Genomic DNA, 15,645 nt, shown 5'->3' on the forward strand with positions numbered 1-15,645 from the left:
CGCCCTTCAGTCTCTCTAATTAACCGTACGGTACATACCTAACCGGTTAGTTCATGTGAGTGCAAGGGTGCATCCGCAGAGGAGAGCGACGTGACCGATCGTCCGGAGGGCGCTGCCGGCGCCCCGCCCGCGGGCCGGCCCGCGAAGGCGGCCTTGGCCGCGTGGATCGGAAGTGCTCTCGAGTACTACGACTTCTTCATCTACGGCACCGCGGCCGCGCTGGTCTTCAACAAGATCTTCTTCCCGGCCTCGTCGCCGGCGACCGGCACGCTCCTGGCGCTGTCGACCTTCGGGGTCGGTTACGTGTCGCGGCCGCTCGGGGCGCTGCTGCTCGGGCACCTCGGTGACAAGTTCGGCCGCAAACGGGTCCTGCTGATCACCTTGCTGCTGATGGGACTGTCCACCGTGCTCGTCGGCTGCCTGCCGGGCTACGGGACGCTGGGTGTGGCCGCGCCGATCCTGCTGGTGGTACTGCGGTTGCTCCAGGGCCTGTCCGCCGGTGGCGAGCAGGCCAGCGCGAACTCCATGAGCCTCGAGCACGCTCCCGAGCACCGGCGCGCCTACTACACGAGTTTCACCCTCAGCGGCACGCAAGCCGGGCAGATCCTGGCGACCGCCGTGTTCCTGCCGGTCGCCGCGCTGCCGCAGGAAGAGCTGCTGTCCTGGGGCTGGCGGATCCCGTTCTGGCTCAGCGCCGTCGTGGTGCTGGTGGGCTACTACATCCGCCGCTCGCTGGACGAGACGCCGGTCTTCCAGGAGGAGGTCGCCAGTGGTGAAGTGGTGAAGCTGCCGCTGGCCGTGCTGCTGCGCGACCACTGGGCCGACGTCCTGCGCGTGGTCGTGGCCGCGCTGATCGCTTCCGTCAGCACGATCTTCACCGTCTACGCGCTCAGCTACGCCGTGAACACGGTCGGGCTCAGCAAGACGCCCATGTTGTGGGTCGGTGTGCTGGCCAACGTCGCTGCCGTCGTTTCGATCCCGTTGTGGGCCAAGTCGTCCGACCGCTTCGGCCGCAAGAAGATCTTCATCGCCGGCTCGCTGGGCTGCGCGATCCTGATCTTCGCGTACCTCGGTGCCATCGCGGCCGGCAGCTACCTGTGGATCTTCGTCGTCGGCATCGGGATGTTCGGGATCGTCTACACCGCCACGAGTGCCGTGTGGCCGTCGTTCTACGGCGAGATGTTCCCCGCGCGGGTGCGCTTGTCGGGCACCGCGATCGGGACGCAGATCGGGTTCGCGGTCAGCGGTTTCCTGCCCACCATCGCGGTCGGGGTCACCGGGACGAGCCGGGGCGCTTGGCTCGGCGTGGCCGTCTTCACCGCCGCGCTGTGCCTGGTGAACGTCATCGCCGTGGCCACCGGGAAGGAGACCTACCGGGTGCCGACCGCGCAGCTCGGGCTCAAGGAACCGGCGCCGGACCGGAGCGAGGCCGGCGTCTCGCGGTGAGCGTGTTCGAGGTTTACGCGCTGTGCTACGGCCGGCGGACCGGGTACCGCGGCGAGCACTTCCTGGGCTATGGCGAGGATTCCGCGGAACCCCACCCGACCGCCTACTACGTCTGGCTGGCGGTGTCGCCGGAGCACACGGTGGTCGTCGACGCGGGCATCCGGCCGGAGAGGGCGCGACAGCTGGACGGGCTCGATTACGTCGAACCCGTCCAGCTGCTCGCCGCGCTCGGCGTCGACCCCGGCGCAGTCGGCCGCGTCGTCCTCACGCACCTGCACTACGACCACTGCGGCACGGTGGCGGAGTTCCCCGGCGCGCGGTTCGTGGTGCAACGGTCCGAAGTGGACTACTGGACCGGTCCGTGGGCGAAGCGGATCGAGCGGGAGCGGTGGCTGCTCGACGAAGTGGCCCTCGAGCACGTGCGGGCCGGGCCGGTCGACCTGGTCGACGGGGACGCCGAGGTCGTGCCGGGACTCAGCGTCCACCTCGTCGGCGGGCACACCGCCGGGATGCAGGTCGTCCGGGTCGGGACCGCCGCCGGTCCGGTCGTGCTGGCCTCGGACGCCAGTCACTTCCACGAGAACCTCGAGCACGACCGCCCGGCGCCGCTGCTGCACTCGATGACCGGCGTGTACGGCGCCTTCGACCGGGTCAAGGAGCTGGCCGCCGGGTCCGGTCTCGTCGTGCCGGGTCACGACCCGGAAGTGCTCGCGCAGTACCCGCCGGTCGCCGACCGGATCGTGCGGATCGCGTGAGGATCAGCGGGTCGTCAGGTAGCTGACGAGCATGTCGGCGACCATGCGCCGGTGGTGGTCGCGGAGGGCGGGGTCGAGCATGTCGCGGCCGAAGATGGCGTTGAACGTGTAGCGGTTCGCGGTGCGGAACACGCAGAACGCGCTGATGGCCATGTGCACGTCGAGCGCGTCGACGTCTTCGCGGAACTGCCCGGCTTCGCGGCCGCGCGCAAGGATGCGGGTCAGCACGTCGAGGGCCGGGTTGGCCAGGTTGGACAGCGCGTTCGAGCGGGCGATGTGCTCGGCTCGGTGGATGTTCTCGATGCTGACCAGCCGCACGAAGTCCGGATGGGACTCGTGGTGGTCGAACGTGAGCCCGGCGAGCTGCCGGATCGCCTCGGCCGGGTCGAGGTGGTCGACGTCGAGGTTCTGCTCGAGGGAGCGGATGACCGTGTAGGCGCGTTCGAGCACCTCGACGAACAGCTGGTCCTTGTTGGTGAAGTAGTAGTAGATCATCCGCTTGGTGGTGCGGGTCTTCGCGGCGATCTCGTCCACCCGCGCGCCGTCGAACCCCTTTTCGGCGAACTCGCGGGCGGCCGTGTCGAGGATCTCGGCGCGGGTCCGGTCAGCGTCGCGGATGCGCTCGGATCCGCTGGTCGCCACTTCGTCCGACGATGGTGCTGCCACGGAGTTCCTTCCTCGCTTCAGCTGGAGTTCCCACTCTAGGACGTCGCCGCGGATCCGAGGCTCTTCACGGCGGCGACACCGTGAGGTACAAATAACGTACTGGTTCGTACATTACGGGGGTGCTCGTGACCTTGTCATCAGCCGCCGACGCGATCCGCGCCCACGCAGCGCGGGCCACGCCGGGCACGGTTCTCACCGGGCTGATCGGCGCGGGCATCGGACCGTCGCTGAGCCCGCCGCTGCACGAGGTCGAGGCCGACCGGCTCGGACTGGAACTGGCCTACGCCCGGTTCGACCTCGACGAGCACGATATCCCGGCCGCAGCTGTCGGTCCGATGCTGGCTGAGGCTCGCGAAGCCGGGTATCGCGGGCTGAACATCACGCATCCGTGCAAGCAGGTGGTGCTCGAGCACCTGGATGAGCTGTCGCCCGACGCCGCCGCGCTGGCCGCGGTCAACACCGTCGTGTTCCGCGACGGCCGGGCGATCGGGCACAACACCGACTGGTCCGGCTTCGCCCGTGCCTTCCGGACCGGGCTGCCCGACGCGGAGCTCGGCTCGGTCGTGGTGCTCGGCGCGGGCGGGGCCGGCGCCGCGGTGGCCCACGGCCTGCTCATCGCCGGCGCGGGGCGCATCCAGGTCTTCGATCTCGACGCCGGACGGGCCGACGCCCTCGCCACTGCCCTCGCCGGCCGGTTCGGTGCCGATCGGGCGTCAGCCGGGACAGACCTCGCGACGGCAGTCGGCGCCGCGGACGGGCTCGTGCACGCCACCCCGACCGGGATGGCCGCCCACCCGGGGCTCCCCCTGCCCGCCGGCTTGTTGCGCCTGGACCTGTGGGTCGCCGAGGTCGTCTACCGCCCGCTCGAAACCGAGCTCGTCCGTACCGCCCGCGCCGCGGGCGCCCGGGTGCTCGACGGTGGCCGCATGGCCGTGTTCCAGGCTGCGGAGGCGTTCGCCCTGTTCACGGACGCCCGACCCGACGCCGGGCGGATGCTGCGCCACTTCTCCGATCTCACCGGTACCCCACCTCTGGAAAGGCAGCCCGCCGATGTCCTCGACTGAAGCCCGCCGCTCGATCGCGACCGTCTGCCTGTCCGGGACCCTGGAGGACAAGCTGACCGCGGCCGCGCGCGCCGGGTTCGACGGGGTGGAGATCTTCGAGAACGACCTCGTCGCCTCGTCGTGGTCGGCGAAGGAAATCAGCGAGCACTGCGCGGGACTGGGGCTGTCGATCGACCTGTACCAGCCGTTCCGGGACTTCGAGGCGGTGCCGCCGGACGTGCTCGCCCGCAACCTCCGGCGCGCGGAGCTCAAGTTCGACGTCATGGAACAGCTCGGCGCCGACACGATGCTGGTGTGCTCGTCGGTCTCCCCGGACGCGGTCGACGACGACGACCTCGCCGCCGAGCAGCTGCACCTGCTGGCCGACCGCGCCGCCGCGCGGGGGATCCGGATCGCCTACGAAGCCTTGGCGTGGGGCCGGTTCGTCAACACCTACGAGCATTCGTGGCGCATCGTGCGCCGGGCCGCCCACCCCGCGCTGGGGCTGTGCCTGGACAGCTTCCACATCCTGTCGCGGGGCAGCGACCCGTTCGCGATCCGCACGATTCCCGGCGAGAAGCTGTTCTTCCTGCAGCTGGCCGACGCGCCGCGGCTGCAGATGGACGTGCTGCAGTGGAGCAGGCACCACCGGCTCTTCCCCGGCCAGGGCGCGTTCGACCTGACGACGTTCACCGGGCACGTGCTGGCGGCCGGTTACCGCGGGCCGTTGTCGCTGGAGGTGTTCAACGACGTCTTCCGCCAGGCCGACCCGGCGCCGGCGGCCGTCGACGCGATGCGGTCCCTGCTCGGCCTGCAGGAGACCCTCGGGGTCGCGGAGCTGCCGCCGGCGCCGGCGCTGGCCGGGCACGCGTTCGTCGAGCTGGCGGTCGACGACGTGGCGGAGCTCCGGCTGGCGGAGGCGTTGGGCGGCCTCGGGTTCACCGAAACCGGGCGCCACCGGTCCAAGCCGGTTCGGTTGTGGCAGCAGGGAAACGCGCGGATCCTGCTCAACGGCTCCGGCTCTTCGGCGGGCGCGGCGGTCGGTGCGGTCGCGGTGGAGAGCGCGGACCCGGTCGGCTCGGCGCGCCGCGCCCAGCGGCTGCTCGCGCCGATCCTGCCGCGCAGCCACCGCGCGGACGAGGCGGACCTGTCGGCGATCGCCGCGCCGGACGGGACTTCGGTGTTCTTCTGCCGCACCGGCGCCGAGACCGGCGACAGCTGGCTCGGCGACTTCACGGAGACCTCGCCTGCCGGCGCGGGCGCCGGGGTGACCGGGATCGACCACCTGGCCCTGACCCAGCCGTTCGACCACTTCGACGAGGCGGCGCTGTTCTACCGAGCGGTGCTCGGCCTCGAGCCCGAGCCCGTGACGGAGTTCGCCGCACCGTTCGGCCTGGTGCGCAGCCGGACGGTGGCCGACCCGTCCGGCCGGGTCCGCATCGCGCTCGAATCGGCCCTGCTCCGGCGGGGTGAGTGGGCGCCGGGGGTGCGTGAGCCGCAGCGCATCGCGTTGACCACCGGCGACGCACTCGCGTCCGCGCGCAGGATGCGCGAGCGCGGGGCGCCGCTGCTCGAGATCCCCGGCAACTACTACGACGACCTCGACGCGCGGCTGGCCCCGGACCCCGAGCTGCTGACGGCGTTGCGGCAGCAGTCGGTGCTCTACGACCGGGACGAGCACGGCGAGCTGCTGCACTTCTTCACAGTGGTCCTCGGTGGCCGCGTGTTCTTCGAGGTGGTGCAACGAATCGGCGGCTACGCCGGCGACGGCGCGGCGAACTCACCGGTCCGGATGGCCGCCCATCGGCGGCAGCGTGCGGCCAAGAGCATCTAGATGCATGAGGCCGTGACATTGGTGACGCCGGTGTGGAGCCGGGATGCCGCCGCCCGGCCGGTGCTCGGTGGCCTCCTGGTTCGCCGCGCACGCGTCACCGGGTCGCCCGCACTGTGCGTGCCTGCCTCGCCGAGGTGGCCGCCCGGGGGACGCTGCCCGAAGCATCCTGATCCCGTGGACAGGAGCCTCGCTCAGGTGGCGGGCATGTCCGGCGTATCGCGAGCGCGTTCCGACATGGCCGGCCAACCAGGTGTGACCGTCACCGCCAGTCGGGGGCACCTGGTGCCAGCAGCGTCTCGATCTTCAGTCGGATCTCGCGCATGACGGTCACGATGCGGGCTTCGTGGTCCGCGGTGAGCCTGGCCGTCGGGACCGAGCAGCTGATCGCGTCGATGGCGGGGGTGTCGTAGCGCAGGGCGAATCCGAAGCCGGCTATCCCCGGCACGGTTTCCTCGTGTTCGATCGAGTACCCGCGCTCGCGCACCTGGGCCAGGTCGGCCAGCAGCGACGCGCGGTCGGTGTGCGTGTTCCCGGTCAGCGCGGTGAGCGGCTCGGCGAGGTGCGCGACTTCGGGCCAGATCGGCGACACGATGCTCACCATCGGCCTCGGCGCCATGGTCGGCCGGGTGATGGGCGATTCCGGAGCTGCGCAACGGATCGCCGGGAAGCTGCTCGACGCGTTCGGCCCGCGATGGGTCCAGGTGGCCATGGTCGTCACGTCCATGCTCATCGGCGTGACCATGTTCTACGAGGTCGCCTTCGTCATCATCGTGCCCATCGCCTTCACCCTCGTCCGGGTCACCGGCGCGAAGCTGCTCTGGGTCGGGCTGCCGATGTCCATCGCCCTGTCCACCATGCACAGCTTCCTGCCGCCCCACCCCGGGCCGACCGCCGTCGCCGCGACCTTCCACGCCTCGGTCGGGTTGACGCTGTTCTACGGCCTGTTCATCGCCGTTCCGGCCGGCGCGCTCATCGCCCTGGGGTGGCCGCGGCTGCCGTTCGTCAAGCGGATGGACCCCGCGGTGCCCACGGGCCTGATCGGCGAACGCGAGTTCACCGACGAGGAAATGCCTGGCCTCGGCTGGTCTCTGGGCGTGGCGCTGTTCCCCGTGGTGCTGATCGCCGGCGCCGCGGTGACCGAACTGGCCGTGCCCGGCGACAGCCACTTCCTGCACCTGATCGCCTTCATCGGCTCGGCCCCGATCGCACTGCTGCTCACCCTGCTCCTGGCGATCTGGGTGTTCGGCCCGCGCATCGGCCGGAGCCTGGAAGAGGTCGGCGGCTCGTGCGCGTCGGCGGCCAAGGCGATGGCCATGATCCTGCTGGTCATCGGAGCCGGCGGCGCCTTCAAGAACGTCCTCGTCGAAGGCGGGATCTCCGACTACATCAAGGACGTCACGCACAGCTGGCCCATCTCGCCGCTCGTCCTCGCGTGGCTCATCGCGGTCATCCTGCGCGTGGCACTCGGCTCGGCCACGGTCGCCGTCGTCACCGCGTCCGGCATCGTGCTGCCGCTGGTGGCCGGCAGCGGGATCCACCCGGAGATGATGGTGCTGGCCGTCTCCTGCGGCTCGATCGCCTTCTCCCACGTCAACGACCCGGGATTCTGGCTGTTCAAGGAATATTTCAACCTCTCGGTCGTCGAAGCGGTCAAGGTCCGGACCAGCTACACCGCGGTCCTCGCGGTCCTCGGTCTCGGCGGCGTCCTCGCCGCCGAGGGCATTCTCAACGCCCTCAACCTCTGATCACCCGGCACAGGAAGACATCCATGAGCGTCAAGCAGCCGATCGTCACCGCCTTTTCCGTCTTCCCGGTCGCCGGCCGGGACTGCATGGAGCTGAACCTTTCCGGCGCCCACGGCCCCTACTCGACCTGCTGGGGCAGCACCTCGACGTGCCGGTCGCGGCCCTGCTCGGTGACGGGCAGCAACGCGACTCCGTCCGGGTCCTCGGCTACCTGTTCTACGTCGGTGACCCCGACCGCACCGACCTCGAATACGTCCGCGAACCCGGCGCGGCTGCCGACTGGTACCGGATCCGGCACGAAGAAGCCCTGACGCCTGAGGCGATCGTCCGCCAGGCCGAGGCCACCCACGAGCTGTACGGCTTCCGTGACTTCAAGCTCAAAGGCGGCGTCTTGGCCGGCGCAGAAGAGGTCGACGCGATCCTCGCCCTCAAAGAACGCTTTCCCGAGGCCCGGATCACGCTCGACCCGAACGGCGCCTGGTCCCTGCGCGAAGCGATCGAGCTCTGCCGGCCCCTGGTCGGCACCCTCGCCTACGCCGAAGACCCGTGCGGCGCCGAGGACGGTTACTCCGGACGCGAGATCCTCGCCGAGTTCCGGCGCGCGACCGGTCTGCCCACCGCGACCAACATGATCGCCACCGACTGGCGGCAGCTGACCCACGCCCTGGCCCTGAACTCGATCTCCATCCCCCTGGCCGACCCGCACTTCTGGACCATGCAAGGCTCGGTCCGCGTGGCTCAGCTGTGCCACGCGATGGGCCTGACCTGGGGGTGTCACTCCAACAACCACTTCGACATCTCCCTGGCCATGGTCACCCACTGCGGCGCCGCCGCCCCCGGCGAGTACAACGCCCTGGACACGCACTGGATCTGGCAGGAAGGCCTGGAACGGCTCACCGTGGCTCCGCCCCGCATCGTCGACGGCGAGATCGCGGTTCCCCGTGCTCCCGGCCTCGGTATCGACCTCGACCGGGACCGGCTCCTCGCCGCCCACGAGCTGTACCAGCAGAAGGCGCTGGGGGCCCGGGACGACGCGGTCGGGATGCGCTACCTGGTTCCCGGCTGGGAGTTCGACGGCAAACGTCCCTGCCTCGTGCGGTGATCGCGTCGCCGACGACCGCGCCCGGGCGAGGGGATGCACGCCGGGGGAGGCCACGGCGTCAGCTGAGCGGGTAGTGGATCATCTCCACGCCGCCGGTGGCGTAGTTCGGCACATCCGCCGCGACCGCCTTGCCCGCCTCCGAGTCGAGCGCGGCGGCCATTGCCTCGGCGGACTCGAAGTCGGCGTGGAAAACGGCGAAGTACCTGCTCTCCCCGCCGAGCGAGGCCACTTCGAAGGAGTACTGCGACTGCACGAGGCCGGGGAGCTTCGCCGCGAGCGGCAGGTGAGTGGCCACGTAGTAGTCGCGGAAGTGGGCTTCGTCGGCGGGTGGCGGGTAGAGCACGGTGAGCCGGTGCATCGGGGTCCTCTCTTTGCCGGTCTTCTCGGCACTACTGTAAACCGATCGGTTTTCATTTCGTCGGAACCGGGTTAACGTCGCAGTATGACCACCGAAGTGAAACCGAACTCCCGGGAACGCCTGTTGGAGGCGGCGGCCACGCTCACCTACCGGGACGGCGTCGGCATCGGAGTCGACGCGCTCTGCAAAGCGGCGGGCGTGTCGAAGAAGTCCCTGTACCAGCTGTTCGCAAGCAAGGACGCACTGCTGGCCGCGAGCCTGAAGGAGGGCGCCGGCGCCTACGTGGCCGGCCTGCTGCCCCCGGCGGACGACGGCCGTTCGCCCCGCGAGCGGATCCTGCACGTCTTCGAGCGGCTGGAACTCCAAGCCGGCGCACCAGGGTTCCAGGGCTGCCGCTACCTGTCCGTGCAGATCGAACTCAAGGACCAGCGCCACCCCGCGAGCCAGGTGGCCCGCAGGATCAAGCGGAACCTGACGACCTTCTTCCGCGCCGAAGCCGAACGAGGCGGGGCGAAGGACCCGGACCTGCTGGCCCGGCAGCTCATCCTGGTCTTCGACGGTGCCAGCGCCCGGGCCGGGATCGGAGCCGACAACCTGAACGGGCTCGTCGCGCCCACCGTGGCCACCCTGCTGGACGTCGCCGGCCTGCGCTGAATCCGGCCGGGCGAAGGTCCACTTGCGACTGGAAACTGATCGGTTTACACTCGTGGAAACCGATCAGTTTCCCGCAGTGTCACCCACCAGGAGCAGGCGAAATGCCCGACCAGACGTTACGTCCCACCATCGACGTTCCCGGGACCACCAGCCACACCCTCGCCGCCCGGGGGCGGCACGAGGGGACGTTGCGCTACCTCAAGGCGGGTACCGGCGCGCCTCTGGTCCTGCTGCACACCGTGCGCACGCAGGCCGAGCACTTCCGCAAGCTCATTCCCCTGGTCTCGGACCGGTACACCGTCTACGCCCTCGACCTTCCGGGGATGGGCTACTCCGAGATCGTGCCCGGCGCGTCCTACGAAGAACCGGCGATGCGCGCGGGGGTCGAACGGCTCCTCGCCGACCTCGACCTCGACGACGTGACACTGCTGGGCGAGTCCATGGGCGCCGTGCTCGCCCTGACCACCGCGGCCGACCTGCCGGACCGGGTCCGGCGCGTCATCGCGGTGAACACCTACGACTTCCGCGGCGGCATCGCCCGGTCCAGCCTGCTGGCCCGGGTGGTGCTCGCCGGCGTCCTCGCGCCGGGCGTCGGCCCCGTGGTCGCAGCGGTCGAGCCCAAGGCTGCTCTCCGGAGGATCCTGCAGGGTGGCCTGGGCGACAAGAGCGCCCTGCGCCCGGACTACGTCGACGAGCTCCTCCAAGTGGGCAGCCGCCCCGGCTACCCCGCCGTGGCCCGTGGCGTGTACCAGAACCTGCCCAGCCTGATCGCGGCCCGCTCGCGCTACCCCGAAGTCAAGGCCCCCATCCACCTCGTCTACGGCGAGAAGGACTGGTCCCGGCCCTCGGACCGGACCGCCAACAAGGACCTGCTGCCCGACGCCGAATTCACCCAGGTGCCGGGAGCGGGTCACTTCATCGCCCTGGAACGGCCCGAGGTACTGGCCGCGGTGCTGAACGCGGGGGACTGACCACCGCTGAGCCACCCGGTGGTCGAGGTGCCCCAACTCGAAGGGGCCAGTGGTGGCTGAGCACGACCTCGTTCTCGTCACCGGCGCCGGCCGTCGCGTCACCCATTCCGGTCGACATCGCGGCCCGCATCAACAAGAAAGGCAGCACACTCCGGGGTATCTTCGGCCGCCGCCTCTGGGACACGTGGGAGCAGACGTTGTTGCTGGTCGACTCCGGCCGCCTCGAACTCGACTGGCTGGTCACCCACGGATGCGCCTGTCCGAAACCGCGGACGCGATCGGCCTGCTCAGCGGCGACGCGGCGAAGATCCTCCTGGAGCCCGGGCTCGGCTAGCGAGTCACTGGCCCGGCGTGCCAGCGCCTCCGGCGTTCTCCGGCGGGTTTGCGGCCCGCGTTGGATCGATCCGTGGTTGACACGTAGGTGGTCCTCCGTTAACTTTTTCTGCAACCGATCTCAGCAACCGATCTCATGGGGGGTTCGTGACCACTGGCCCTGGCGATCTGCATGCCGGCTGCGTACGTCGCGACGCGCTGCCCGGGCCATCGCACGTAGACGCAGATGACCGGGCTCTTGGTGTCGTCGATGACCCCGGTGATCGTGCGTTGGCCAGGCGCCGCCAAGCCCTGCGGGCCGGCCAGTTCCCCGATGGGATATTCGGCCGCAGTGGTGCGCAGACATGAAGAAGGCCAAGACGATCATCCTCGGTGCGTCGCACTGGCATGTGCCCCTGTGCGCGGACCGGATGGCCGAGCAGCACGACGTCGTGGGGGTCAGCGATCCCGACCCGTCGCGCGCGGAGCACCTTGCGCGTCTCTGGGGCGCGCCTCTCTACCAGTCCTGGGAGGAAGTGCTCGCGGCTCATGGGGATGCCGAGCTGGCGTACGTCTTCGTCCCGCACGACGTGATGCGCGAGGTCTGCCTCGCTCTCGTCGCCCGGCGCATCCCGCTCGTCGTGGAGAAGCCGGCCGGGGTGTCGTTGCAGGAGCTGGTCGACGTCCGCGCGGCCGCGGAGGCTGCCGGGGTACCGATCGCCGTGCCTCTCGTGCAGCGGGGAGGCCCGGCCGACCGCTGGCTGGCGAGAGCCGGCCGCTCGGTGTACGAGAGCGTGCAGTTCATCGCGGGCCCGCCCGACCGCTACCTCGTCGGCGGCAGTCCGTGGATGGTCGACGTCGAGCGCGCCGGCGGCGGGTGCATGGTCAACCTCGCTCCGCACTTCGTGGATCTCTTCCTCCGCTCGGCCGGTGCGGAGGAAGTAGCGGTGACGGCGGCCCTGTCGTCGACGCTGCACCGCCGCGGCGTCGAGGACTACGCCTCGATGACGCTGACCACGGCCGACGGGCGGATCGCCACCATCGAGGTGGGGTATGCGTTCCCCGGGTCGCCGCTCAAGCGGCACTGCTCCTTCATGCGGATCGGCGCCGCGGGCACCGCGACCATCTGGTCCGACGGGAACGCGTCGTTCACTTCCGTCGACGGCGTCACGGAGACCGCACTCATCGACGTGGACAGCGACCCGTTGTACGGATTGTTCGTCGACCAGGTGGCCGAGCAGCTGAGACGTGATTTCGTGGAGCTCCCGCGGATCAGCGATCTCGAGAGCACGATGGCTGTCATCTGGGACGCGTACGCGCACGGCCGACAGGAGAGAACCGGTGTCCACACCCAGCATTGACGAGGTAGCGGCGGCCGCCGGGGTCCACAAGTCGACGGTCTCGCGGGCGTTCTCCCGCCCCGAGGCCGTCAAGCGGGAGACCCTCGACCACGTCCGCCAGGTGGCGGCCTCCATGGGCTACCGGATGAGCCCGCTCGCCCAGGCGCTCCGAACCAAGGTCAGCACCCTCGTGCCGCTGGTCGTCCCCGACATCACCAACCCGTACTTCGCCGAGCTCGCGAAGGCCATGACGGCCGCCGCGGGGGAGCGTGGCTACCAGCTGGTGCTGTGCGTGACGGAGAACGAGGCGGACGCCACGGCCCGGTACCTCGACGCCATGCAGGCGATGTACGCGCCTTTCGCGGTGATCGCGCCCTACACCCGGGTCTTTCCCGCCGAGTTCGAGTCCTCGGGCTTCGGAAAGCGGCTGGTCGTCATCGACCGGGTCGAGTCCGGCGATCAGACGTCCACGGTGACCGTCGACAGCGCGACCGGGATCGCGCTCGCGTTGGACCACTTGTTCGAGCTCGGGCACACCTCCATCGCCTACGTCTCGGGGATCGCGGGGACGCACACCGCCGCGGACCGGCGCCAGGCTTACCGGACGCTGGCGGAGAAGCACGGGATGACGCCGATCGAGCTGGACAGCAGCGGGATCGGCGTCGACGCCGGCGAACGTGCCGCAGAAGAGCTCGTGAGCCTGCGTGAACGGCCGACAGCCGTCATCGCGGGCAACGACCTGGTCGCTTTCGGGCTCATCAGCTCGCTCGGCTCGCGCGGGATGTCGGTTCCCGGCGACGTCTCGGTGGTGGGCTTCGACGGTCTGGCGCTCGGTGCCCGCAGCAACCCGCCGCTGACCTCGGTGCAGCAACCCATCGCCGAGATGGGCCGCATCGCGATCCGGCTCGCCGAGCAGGCGGCGAACGGCGGCCCGGTCGAGCACGTGGTGCTCCAGCCGCAGCTCCTCGTCCGCTCCTCGACCAGGCCGGTCCGGTGACCGGCCGGCTGCTGCCCGGGCTCCGTCACGTGGACCATGCCGCGTACACGGTCCCGGACCTGGACGAGGCGGTGCGCTTCTTCGTCGAGGTCCTCGGGGCGGAGGAACTCTACCGCTCCCAGCGCGGTCCCGATCCGTCTTTCATGCCGGCGAACTTCGACGTCCCGCCGGACGCTGCCCTCGAACTCGCCATGCTGCGGCTCCCGCCGAACCTGAACGTCGAGCTGTTCGAGTGGCAGTCGGCGGACCAGCGGACCCAGCACCCCCGGCACAGCGACCGGGGCGGTCATCACCTGTGCTTCGTCGTCGACGACGTCGACGCGGCGATCGCCCACCTCGGCACGATCCCGGACGTCCGGGTCCTCGGCGGACGTAAGGAAGTCGGTCCCGACAGCCCCCTCGTGGCCGGCAACCGGTGGACGTACTTCGTCACCCCGTGGGGCTTGCTGATGGAGCTCGTGGACCGGTCCCGAGTGCAGAACCCCCCGAACCTCGTCGGCCCGGCGGACTGGAACCGCCCGCCAAGAAGGAGCACGCCCCTCTCATGATCATCGCCGGACACACGCTGGGAACCCCGGGCCGTGACCTCGCCGAAGCGTTGCGTCTCTTCGGCACGGCAGGTCTCGACGCCGCCGAGGTCATCTACCAGGACGACTACCCGGCGGCCATCAGCCCCTCGGACCCGCGGTCCGCGCGGCAGGCCGCCGCGATCGCCGACGCCGAAGGTGTCCCGATCATCGCGCTCACCCCGTACACGACCTCCATCAACAGCGTCGACGCGGCGAGCCGGCAGCAGGGGATCGACGAACTCCGCGCATGCCTCGAGGCCGCGCACACTGTCGGTGCAACCCGCGTCCGGGTGTACGCCGGCGCCTGGCACCCGGGGGACACCGATCACGCCCGGCACTGGGAGCAGCTGCGGAGCGCGCTGACCGTCCTCGCGCCCGAGGCCGCGGACGCGGGCGTCGTGCTCTGCGTCGAGAACCACTTCGGCACCATGACGCAGACCGCGGCCGATACCGCCCGTCTCGTCAGCGAGGTCGGCCTCCCCTCCGTCCGCGTCCTGTACGACCAGGCCAACCTGACCTTCACCCATGACGAGACCTGGCAGGAGGCTTTTGCCGTCCAGGGCGAGCTCGTCGGCCACGTGCACGTGAAGGACCTGGTCTTCAAGGACCCGGAGGCGCCCTTCCGGGCCTCGGACACCGCCCGGGTCAAGGCCGAGGAACGCGCCGTCCGGTCCCGGGTCGTCGGTACGGGCGTCGTGCCGTGGCCCGACATCCTCCAGGAGCTCGTGCGCCGCGGCTACGACGACGTGCTCTCCCTCGAGTACGAGTACCGGTGGCACCCTCAGGACCTGCCCGACCCCGCGATCGGCTTCAAGGAATCCGCGCTCGCGCTCCGCAAGATGCTCGCCACGGTGGTGCCCGCGTGACGAGTCCGGATGTGCTGCGCATCGGTGTGGCGGGCGCCGGCAACATCGCGAGCATCGCCCAGCTCCCGACCCTCGTCGCGCGCGACGACGTGGAGCTGCGGGGCCTGGTCACCCGCAAGGATGACCCGCAGCCCCTGATGCGGCGCTGGGGCTTCCGCCGTGCCTATCCGACGGTCGAGGCGTTGCTCGAGGCGGAGGAACTGGACGCGTTGTTCGTCCTCACGCCCCGGTCGGAGCACGTTCACGCGACGCGACTCGCGCTGGAGGCCGGCGTCGACGTCTTCTGCGAAAAGCCGCTGGCGACGAGCGCGTCCGACGCGCAGTCCCTCGCCGAGCTGGCCGCCGTACGAGAACGGGTGCTCATGGTCGGGTTCAACCGCCGCTTCGCTCCGGTGTACGAAGCCGGTCGCGCGGCTTTCGGGGAGAGCGGCGCGAGCTTCTGCGTCGCCCAGAAGAACCGGGCAGGCTCCGAGTACCGCGCCACCTTCGAGAACGCGATCCACATGGTCGACCTGCTGCGCTGGTACTGCGGGGGCGAGCCCGTCGACGCCAGCGCGCACGCGGCCGGCGAGGACCGCTGGCAAGAGGACGGCGTGGCCGCGCTCGTCCGGTTCGACAACGGTCACACCGGCGTGCTCGTGGGGGCCCGCGACGCCGGCGGCTGGAGCGAGAAACTCGACGCCTACGGAGACGGGGCGAGCGCGAACGTCACCGCGCCCGACCGGATCTCGATCAGCCGGCCCGAAGGGACGACCGTGCGCGAGATGTCGCCCGAGGCCTTCGGCTGGGCGACGGCGACGCAGACGTTCGGCTTCGCCGGAGCGGTTCACCACTTCCTGGACCGCGTCCGGGACCGCGGTGAGCCCTTGACGTCGGGAGCTGACGCGGTGAAGACCCAGCTCCTCCTCGATCGCATCCTCGCCGCCGCCGGGCTCCCCACCGAAGAGCAACCCGGACGGGCCTGGAGCAGCCACGCCAAGAAGTGAG

At 70.3% G+C, this 15,645-nt stretch carries 16 protein-coding genes; 13 read left to right on the top strand and 3 right to left on the bottom strand.

Annotated elements, in window-relative coordinates; all coding sequences use genetic code 11:
- Nucleotides 1–90 precede the first annotated feature (90 nt).
- Together AB0M80_RS34975 and AB0M80_RS34980 are read left to right on the top strand one after the other, a co-directional pair.
- Nucleotides 91–1,446, top strand: coding sequence for an MFS transporter (locus AB0M80_RS34975; RefSeq protein WP_364573497.1), 1,356 nt, complete (start codon nt 91–93; stop codon nt 1,444–1,446).
- The gene (locus tag AB0M80_RS34980) at nt 1,443–2,201 is read left to right on the top strand and encodes an N-acyl homoserine lactonase family protein (protein ID WP_364573499.1); all 759 of its coding nucleotides are present in this window, start codon (nt 1,443–1,445) and stop codon (nt 2,199–2,201) included. The genes AB0M80_RS34975 and AB0M80_RS34980 overlap by 4 nt, the downstream gene beginning before the upstream one ends.
- A 3-nt stretch (nt 2,202–2,204) precedes the next feature.
- On the opposite strand, the gene AB0M80_RS34985 is transcribed toward AB0M80_RS34980, so the two are convergent.
- Complete coding sequence (locus tag AB0M80_RS34985) at nt 2,205–2,867, bottom strand: TetR/AcrR family transcriptional regulator (protein ID WP_364573501.1); 663 nt, start codon at nt 2,865–2,867, stop codon at nt 2,205–2,207.
- Nucleotides 2,868–2,992: 125 nt separating this feature from the next.
- Between AB0M80_RS34985 and AB0M80_RS34990 the strand changes: the two genes are divergently transcribed.
- Together AB0M80_RS34990 and AB0M80_RS34995 are read left to right on the top strand one after the other, a co-directional pair.
- Complete coding sequence (locus AB0M80_RS34990; protein ID WP_364573582.1) at nt 2,993–3,931, top strand: shikimate dehydrogenase; 939 nt, start codon at nt 2,993–2,995, stop codon at nt 3,929–3,931.
- Complete coding sequence (locus AB0M80_RS34995) at nt 3,918–5,744, top strand: TIM barrel protein (protein WP_364573503.1); 1,827 nt, start codon at nt 3,918–3,920, stop codon at nt 5,742–5,744. The genes AB0M80_RS34990 and AB0M80_RS34995 overlap by 14 nt, the downstream gene beginning before the upstream one ends.
- Nucleotides 5,745–6,003: 259 nt before the next feature.
- On the opposite strand, the gene AB0M80_RS35000 is transcribed toward AB0M80_RS34995, so the two are convergent.
- Nucleotides 6,004–6,333 (bottom strand): IclR family transcriptional regulator C-terminal domain-containing protein, encoded by a 330-nt coding sequence (locus AB0M80_RS35000; RefSeq protein ID WP_364573505.1) that lies wholly within the window; start codon nt 6,331–6,333, stop codon nt 6,004–6,006.
- Between the two features lies 1 nt (nt 6,334).
- On the opposite strand from AB0M80_RS35000, the gene AB0M80_RS35005 reads away from it, so the two are divergent.
- Both AB0M80_RS35005 and AB0M80_RS35010 read left to right on the top strand, forming a co-directional pair.
- Nucleotides 6,335–7,489 carry a gluconate:H+ symporter gene (locus AB0M80_RS35005; protein ID WP_364573507.1) on the top strand — a complete coding sequence of 385 codons (1,155 nt, stop codon included), beginning with the start codon at nt 6,335–6,337 and terminating at the stop codon, nt 7,487–7,489.
- Nucleotides 7,490–7,637: 148 nt separating this feature from the next.
- Nucleotides 7,638–8,591, top strand: a complete 954-nt coding sequence (locus AB0M80_RS35010) for an enolase C-terminal domain-like protein (RefSeq protein WP_364573509.1) — start codon at nt 7,638–7,640, stop codon at nt 8,589–8,591.
- Between the two features lie 58 nt (nt 8,592–8,649).
- Here the strand turns inward: AB0M80_RS35010 and AB0M80_RS35015 are convergent, their stop codons facing one another.
- Complete coding sequence (locus AB0M80_RS35015) at nt 8,650–8,949, bottom strand: EthD family reductase (protein WP_364573511.1); 300 nt, start codon at nt 8,947–8,949, stop codon at nt 8,650–8,652.
- An 84-nt stretch (nt 8,950–9,033) separates the two neighbouring features.
- Between AB0M80_RS35015 and AB0M80_RS35020 the strand changes: the two genes are divergently transcribed.
- From AB0M80_RS35020 to AB0M80_RS35050, 7 genes are all read left to right on the top strand, one after another.
- A complete protein-coding gene (locus tag AB0M80_RS35020) occupies nt 9,034–9,603 on the top strand; it encodes a TetR/AcrR family transcriptional regulator (RefSeq protein ID WP_364573513.1) in 570 nt (189 codons plus the stop codon).
- A 101-nt stretch (nt 9,604–9,704) separates the two neighbouring features.
- Nucleotides 9,705–10,574: an alpha/beta hydrolase gene (locus AB0M80_RS35025; protein WP_364573515.1), complete on the top strand. Its 870-nt coding sequence runs from the start codon at nt 9,705–9,707 to the stop codon at nt 10,572–10,574.
- Nucleotides 10,575–11,251: 677 nt separating this feature from the next.
- Nucleotides 11,252–12,247, top strand: a complete 996-nt coding sequence (locus AB0M80_RS35030) for a Gfo/Idh/MocA family oxidoreductase (RefSeq protein WP_364573517.1) — start codon at nt 11,252–11,254, stop codon at nt 12,245–12,247.
- Nucleotides 12,228–13,223, top strand: a complete 996-nt coding sequence (locus AB0M80_RS35035; protein WP_364573519.1) for a LacI family DNA-binding transcriptional regulator — start codon at nt 12,228–12,230, stop codon at nt 13,221–13,223. The genes AB0M80_RS35030 and AB0M80_RS35035 overlap by 20 nt, the downstream gene beginning before the upstream one ends.
- 29 nt (nt 13,224–13,252) lie before the next feature.
- Complete coding sequence (locus AB0M80_RS35040; protein ID WP_364573521.1) at nt 13,253–13,771, top strand: VOC family protein; 519 nt, start codon at nt 13,253–13,255, stop codon at nt 13,769–13,771.
- Nucleotides 13,768–14,658 carry a sugar phosphate isomerase/epimerase family protein gene (locus AB0M80_RS35045; protein ID WP_364573523.1) on the top strand — a complete coding sequence of 297 codons (891 nt, stop codon included), beginning with the start codon at nt 13,768–13,770 and terminating at the stop codon, nt 14,656–14,658. The genes AB0M80_RS35040 and AB0M80_RS35045 overlap by 4 nt, the downstream gene beginning before the upstream one ends.
- The gene (locus AB0M80_RS35050; protein ID WP_364573525.1) at nt 14,655–15,644 is read left to right on the top strand and encodes a Gfo/Idh/MocA family oxidoreductase; all 990 of its coding nucleotides are present in this window, start codon (nt 14,655–14,657) and stop codon (nt 15,642–15,644) included. The genes AB0M80_RS35045 and AB0M80_RS35050 overlap by 4 nt, the downstream gene beginning before the upstream one ends.
- The last annotated feature ends 1 nt before the right edge of the window (nt 15,645 follow it).

The sequence above is a fragment of the Amycolatopsis sp. NPDC051045 genome (assembly GCF_040682955.1).
Lineage (GTDB): Bacteria > Actinomycetota > Actinomycetes > Mycobacteriales > Pseudonocardiaceae > Amycolatopsis.